This is a genomic window from Roseovarius sp., assembly GCF_048262375.1.
Lineage (GTDB): Bacteria > Pseudomonadota > Alphaproteobacteria > Rhodobacterales > Rhodobacteraceae > Roseovarius.
This window is the reverse complement of the sequence record NZ_JBLXFE010000005.1, coordinates 151,125-157,403: the sequence shown is the minus strand read 5'-3', so window position 1 is coordinate 157,403 and position 6,279 is coordinate 151,125. Positions and strand designations below refer to the sequence as shown.

5 protein-coding genes and 1 pseudogene are annotated in these 6,279 nt (G+C 55.8%); 2 read left to right on the top strand and 4 right to left on the bottom strand.

Annotated features, from left to right (window positions below; translation table 11 throughout):
- Both ACN0SW_RS07770 and ACN0SW_RS07765 read right to left on the bottom strand, forming a co-directional pair.
- Positions 1-1,037: pseudogene (locus ACN0SW_RS07770) on the bottom strand (type I secretion protein); the annotation flags it as partial.
- 480 nt (positions 1,038-1,517) lie between these two features.
- Positions 1,518-3,059 (bottom strand): type I secretion protein, encoded by a 1,542-nt coding sequence (locus ACN0SW_RS07765; RefSeq protein WP_417727342.1) that lies wholly within the window; start codon positions 3,057-3,059, stop codon positions 1,518-1,520.
- Positions 3,060-3,429: 370 nt separating this feature from the next.
- Between ACN0SW_RS07765 and ACN0SW_RS07760 the strand changes: the two genes are divergently transcribed.
- Together ACN0SW_RS07760 and ACN0SW_RS07755 are read left to right on the top strand one after the other, a co-directional pair.
- Positions 3,430-3,870, top strand: a complete 441-nt coding sequence (locus ACN0SW_RS07760; protein WP_417727341.1) for a DUF6314 family protein — start codon at positions 3,430-3,432, stop codon at positions 3,868-3,870.
- A 9-nt stretch (positions 3,871-3,879) separates the two neighbouring features.
- Entirely contained in the window at positions 3,880-4,614 is a 735-nt protein-coding gene (locus ACN0SW_RS07755; protein ID WP_417727340.1) for a heme-dependent oxidative N-demethylase family protein, read from the top strand.
- 25 nt (positions 4,615-4,639) lie between these two features.
- Here the strand turns inward: ACN0SW_RS07755 and ACN0SW_RS07750 are convergent, their stop codons facing one another.
- Entirely contained in the window at positions 4,640-5,350 is a 711-nt protein-coding gene (locus tag ACN0SW_RS07750; protein ID WP_417727339.1) for a hypothetical protein, read from the bottom strand.
- An 85-nt stretch (positions 5,351-5,435) separates the two neighbouring features.
- Positions 5,436-6,254: a lytic murein transglycosylase gene (locus ACN0SW_RS07745; protein WP_417727338.1), complete on the bottom strand. Its 819-nt coding sequence runs from the start codon at positions 6,252-6,254 to the stop codon at positions 5,436-5,438.
- Positions 6,255-6,279 lie beyond the last annotated feature (25 nt).

Genomic DNA, 6,279 nt, shown 5'->3' with positions numbered 1-6,279 from the left:
TGGGCGGCATCAACACCACCCCAGGCAAAGGCCTCGATGACATTGAGCATTTCATGCGCCTGTTTGAGGCCAAACTCTGCCTGCTCGTCCTCTGAGACGCTGCGCTTTAGATTCCATTCGGTGGCGTAAATGTCGAGCCCCGGCATTTCTTGGAGCCAAGTATCGGCGATCTGGGACAATTCGAAATAGCGGCTGCCGGGGTTTTCGGCCCCTTTGGAATAGATATGCGCGACAACGCCGTCGATGGCATTCTGTTCTGCGGCTGTGTCGAATTCATTGACGATGATGGCGTTGGCAACCTTGGCCCACGCCACGTTTCCCGACGAGTAGATGTATTCATCGGCGGAGAGGTTCAGGCCGTAGGTTTCGTTCATCGAAGCAAGTTGTTGCTCGCCTGTGCCCGAAAAGCTGTGCGAGAGGCTGAACTCGCCATAGTTCGTGCCCATCTGGACCAGTATATCTGTCTCGGAAAGCTCTTCGGCATTCGGATGATTGTTCATCTCATCCTTGACGATTACCGCCATGTCAGAAGCAAGACGTCCGTATTCGAACGTATTCATACCACCGCTGCCCCAGTATTCGTTGCCCAACTCGATTGCCTGAATGTCAGGCGCGCCATAACGTCCATCGAACAGGTCACGCAAAAAGCCACGCAGGGCCTGTTCGTCGATTTCGGGCAGACGATTGCCTTGGGCATCTTCTTCATCGCTCAGAAAGTTCCGCGTGGGCAGAACGATCGTGATTGCGATCCCTTCATCTTCGGCATAGCCAAGCGCATCGCTGATTGGCAAAAAAGACCGTTCTTCGCCGGTCACGCGGTCGATCACGGTGTCACGGTCCGGATCGCTGATGTCAAAGTAGAGTTCTGTGAGGCTACCACCCGGATACCGCAGGTGTTCGACGCCGAGCGCGCGGACCACATCATCAAACGTGCCCTCTTCTCCAACGCGGTCATTGGTTCCGAGAAAGTTCCCTCCGAAATGCGCCTGAGAGAAGGCTGTATCAGATAATGAACCTGCGGAAATAGTAAATGGCATCTCAATCCCCAGCGACGAAAACCGCAAGGAGGCTGTGCCGTTGATCTTTGACGGACGGTCTAAACCAAAGAGGAACAGAACCCTTGCTTGCTAGGTAATTTTTAAAGAAAACAGATGGTTATAATACTACCCGGGCGGATAGCCGATGCTTTCGTATAGGGTGCTAACGCTTTCGTATAGGGTGTTAACCGTGATTGAGATTTTGGTCTGGACCTTGCACTCCCTGTCCCTTTTTGCGCGACGATTGCGGGTTTCCGAAGATTTGTTCTTTTAATTGTTAAATAAAATCAAAACAGTAGATGGAATGAGTTGCTTTGATTTGACACTGTGGGCGCAGACAATCGCTGAGATGTCTCAATACTACCTATTGGCATTTCGTGAGATCGCTGTGTTTGTGTAATCCGAATCATATGTGTTCTCAGGCGTAGGCGAATTGCCGTCCGTGGCGCTGCCGGGGGCTTTTCGTGTTTAAATCCAGGATCAATCATCTGGGGTGAACGCCAAGGATGCAGCCAGGGTTTCGACTTGCGCGGAGAAAACCGGGTTTAACATTTTAACCATCAGTATCTCGTAGGGTTCGAGATCGGCGATGAGGATGCCGTTGTGATAAAGGGAATCCGAGTCCTCGTCTGTCAAACTCGGCGTGGCCGCCGAAAAGGTTGGGGACGCGCCGTTGGCCACGCCAAGGCGGGTTATTTTGACCTCTCCCACATCCCGCACCAGATTTGAGAAATCCACGGTTTCTTGGCTCGGTGCATCGCTTGTGGAAGCAAGAAAGGTCACGAGTTTGTCCGGCGCGTAAAACACATGTGCATCGGCGGTCTCGTGTTCGATTTCGGTTTCGCGCGCTTGACTGCCCGCAAGCCTCAGGGGGCGCATGCCGGGCAATGTATTCTCCATTATGCGAAACATTTCGCCGGGAACGCGGATATCGCCATCGTTATCTGCAAGGCTTGTGCGGCTGTCCATTTGGAGCGGCCAGACATGGGCGGCATCAACACCACCCCAGGCAAAGGCCTCGATGACATTGAGCATTTCATGCGCCTGTTTGAGGCCAAACTCGCTTTCGTTATCCTCCGATACGTTACGCTTGAGGTTCCACTCGGAGATGTAGAGATCGAGGTCGGGGAGATCCACGCCCCAAGTGTTGTTGATTTGCGATAACACGAAATAGCGGCTGTTGGGATTATCCGCGCCTTTGGAATAAATGTGGCCAACAACAGCGTCTATCGCATTTTGCTTTGCAGCGGTGTTGAATTCGTTGATGATTATAGCATTGGCCACTTTGGCCCATGCGACCTCACCCGAGGAATAGATGTAGATATCGGGTGAGAGATTTAGACCGTAGGTCTCGTTCAGAGCGGCAAGCTGCTCTTTCCCGGTGCCCTCAAAGCTGTTCGAGAGATTGGCCGAGCCATAATTCAGGCCCATCTGAACCAGCACATCAGTTTCGTCGAACATCTCTGCTTTCGGGTGGGTTGTCAGCTCATCCTTGACGATGACCGCCATCTTTGCGGCGAGGCGTCCGTATTCGAACGTATTCATACCTCCGCCGCCCCAGTATTCATTGCCCAGCTCGATGGCCTGCAAGCTTGGGGACCCGTATTTCCCGTCGAAAACATCGCGTAGAAATCCGCGCAGTGTATCTTCGTCGATATCTGGCAGGCGGTTGCCGTGTGCGTCAACCTCGTCACCGATGAAGATACGGGTTGGCAAGACCAGCGTTAGGCCAATACCTTGCGTTTGTGCATAGCCAAAAACCTTGCTGATCGGTATTATTTCGAGGTCTTCACCGGTTGTGCGGCTGGTTGCGATGTCACTATCGGGATTGATGATGCTAAAGCAGTCTTCGGTGAGACTGCCACCGGGATAGCGGATGTAATCCACTGAGAGGTAGTCCGCGACGTCATCGAATGTGCCTTGCTCACCGATGCGATCCCGAAGACCCAAAAGATTTGCACCAAAATGCGCCTCCGAATAGGCATGATCGGATAATGATTCTGCCCGGAGCCGGAAACGCATGGGGACTTCCTTTAAGCCTAAAATGTTTGGCGACATGTGGCGATTTCAGAGGGTGTTTTGCGCAATCTATGTAGAATACCTGTCAGACGTATGACCCGCTATGGGTAGTAAAATTATATAAAACAGTATATTATCCGCTCGGATAGCCAATCCGAAAAGATAGGGCTTATGCGGCGTTTGGGGAATTGGTTCGCTCCAATGGCATCACTGGAAATCCATTGGCACGGGAATCGACAGAAATCTCATGAATCACCCGAATGCCCCTTTATGCCGGAGCCGTCGGCGCACGGCCATTCGCGGAACCTGAGTCGTGAGCGCGCACTATGCGGTCTGGCTTGCGAATCGTGACGCGCTGCCGCAGGCCTAGGGAATGAGGAAATCTGTCACCCTGAGCGATTTTGAAGGTGTGTGGCTGGTCGAGCGTGACATACGTCATGCCGATGGCATGGTGGCGCGGTTTGCCGGGCGCGCGTGTTGGCGTCCCGATCCGGGCGGATTGGCGTATCACGAGACCGGGCAAATGGTGCTGGACAGCGGGATGCGCTTCGCGGGCGAGCGCCGGTATCTCTGGGCTGAGGATCTATCGGTCCGGTTCGAGGATGGCCGTTTTTTCCATAAGGTGCCGCCGATGGGCGGAGAAACCGGACATTGGTGCGATCCGGATCATTACGAGGGGCGCTATGATTTTGCCTCATGGCCCGTGTTCACGGTCGCGTGGCGGGTACGTGGCCCGCGCAAGGATTACCGCATGGTGACATGTTATACCCGCGCCAATGATTTTGCGGATGCAGAGCGCGGCACGCTTGGTTAAATTTCTGCCATGACAGAGATTCTTCAGACACGGCTTCCCTATGACCCCGAGGCGGCACATGCCCTGCCGGGGATTGCACCGCTCAACATAACCGATTGGTTGCTGGTCGATGAGGCCTTTGCGGGGCAGATGGCGGAACGTGCGCGCCTGTTGTCCACACAGCGCGATGAGGTGCTGGCGGTAACGGAAGGGGCTGGCCCTGCTGCGGTCGAGCTCTTGCAGTTTGTCGTGAACTGGCTGGCCGAGAACGGTCATGGCTACCATGTTTCTGCAAAGGAGATCCGACGCCCCGATGGGGTGATTGTCCCACTGGACAGCACAGATCCCATGGGAACACTGGGCCATCTTGTTCAAGAAGACCTGTGCATCATGGAGCGGCGGGGGGACGAGCATGTGTTGACGGCTGCGGTCCTCTGCTTTCCGGCAAGCTGGCATCTGGCGGAGAAGATTGGCCGTCCGTTGACGACCATTCATGTGCCGGTCAAAGCCTATGATGCGGGACTGGCGCGGCGGGTTCAGCGGCTCTTTGATGGGGTGCAACCGGGGCGACCGCTCTGGCGGTTTAACGCCTTGCGCTATGCGGATGCGGCGCTGCATCAGCCTCGACCACGGGTGCAGCCGGGTGCGCGCGCGGATTACCCCTATCTGCGGACTGAACGGCAATGCGTGCTGCGGTTGCCGGAAACCCGAGCGTGTGTATTTTCAATTCACACCTATGTATTGGCGCGTGCATCGCAGCTGTGATGTGCCACGCCAGATAATCCGGGGCCTATGAGGTCAAGAGCGGCTGTGCCTCGCGCAGGGTGGTATAGGTCAAAAGAGCCGCCCCAAGCGGGGGCGCATGCAGAAAAAGCGTAAGGCCGAATGTCACAATAGTTAACCGCATCGGGATGGAGGCGCTTGGCACGGCGAGTACTGCCTCCTCGGCTTCGGGTGGGGGGCGGCGGCGTGAACTGGTCCCCGCGTTGGTCTCGGGCGCGTCCGGTCTGCGTCGTGCGGTTGGTTCGTCTGCTTTGTCTGCCTTGTGGACCGGGCGGCGGGTTCGTGCAGCGTCGCCCGCGCAACCGGACAAAAGCTCGAATGTGATGTCCAAAAGGGTGCTGCCGATAGGCCGGTTGGCGGCGCCATGCAGAACCGCGTCAAACGGTAGATAGCTGCGCACCCTCTCGACCAGATGCCGGGTCAGCACCTCATATGTGCCGGGTTCCAACTGGATTTCGCGCTTGGCGTTGCGCGGACCGACGGCCAGAACCAGATAGCTTGGCTGGTCCTCGGTATCGGCAGGCAGCCAGCCAAGCGCGATGCGCACGGCATCCCGGTCAATGAGAGCGATATCCTCGCCATCCCACGTCAGGCGGCGAAGCTGTGGTGCAAGGCGTTGCGACGCGATGTCGAATTCCTCGACAATGTCGGGAAAGGTCATCGTCGGCGGATCGAAGAATTCCAATGCGGCGATCTGACCGAAATTCTGTCTGCTCATTTCAAGCCCATTCTTGTGAGGGTTCGGATGAAACTGGACATACTTGGTACGAATACTGACAACTCTGAGAGAGGACGGCGTGCCGTCAGCCCCCGTCGATCTGAAGGCCCATCAAGGCAATTGCTTTTTGATAGACGCCTGCTGCGTTCCATTGCTGGATTGCGGTGAAATTCGGTTCGCCTTCCTGATAGCCTTGTCCGGGTTGCCAGCCTTTTTGGCGCAGGAAATTGGCAGTTGAGGCCAAGGCGTCGGTGAGGTTGTAGAAATCCACATGCCCGTCACCGTTGGCATCGACCCCGTAGCGCAGGGCGTTACCCGGCAGAAATTGGGTATGGCCGAGTTCGCCATGTTTTGCCCCCTTGGTCTGGGCTGTGATGGTGCCTTGATCCACCAGCTTGAGTGCGCCAAGGGCATGTGGGCGGAAAAAATCCGAGCGGCGGCAATCATAGGTGAGTGTCACAATGGCCGAAACCACAGCGCTGTCTCCCATAAACCCACCAAATCCGGTTTCCATCCCGTGAATTGCAATCAAGACGCCAGCCGGCACCCCATATTGTTGCTCCAACGCGTCGTAGAAGGCGGCATCTCTTATGCGCCGCTTTCGACCTTGGGCCACGATGGTAGAGGCGCCGCGCACCTGCATGAATTTCTCAAAACTGTATTTGAAGCTTTTTTGGTTGCGATCGGCTGCGATGGTGCTGCTGGCATATTTTGCTCCGGCGAGGGCCTCAAGCCCACGTTGGCTCACACCTTCGGTCGCAGCTTCTTTGGCGAAGGCGGCTTTCCATGCCGAGAACCCCTCAGCGGTGTTGCCACAAGGGGCGGCGGCGGTGCTGGTGGCGACAAAACCCCAACAAGCAGCAACGGCCAAAGGCCGAAGACCAAGGGTATCAGTTTTGAACATTACAAACCTCCCGAGAAACAACTTT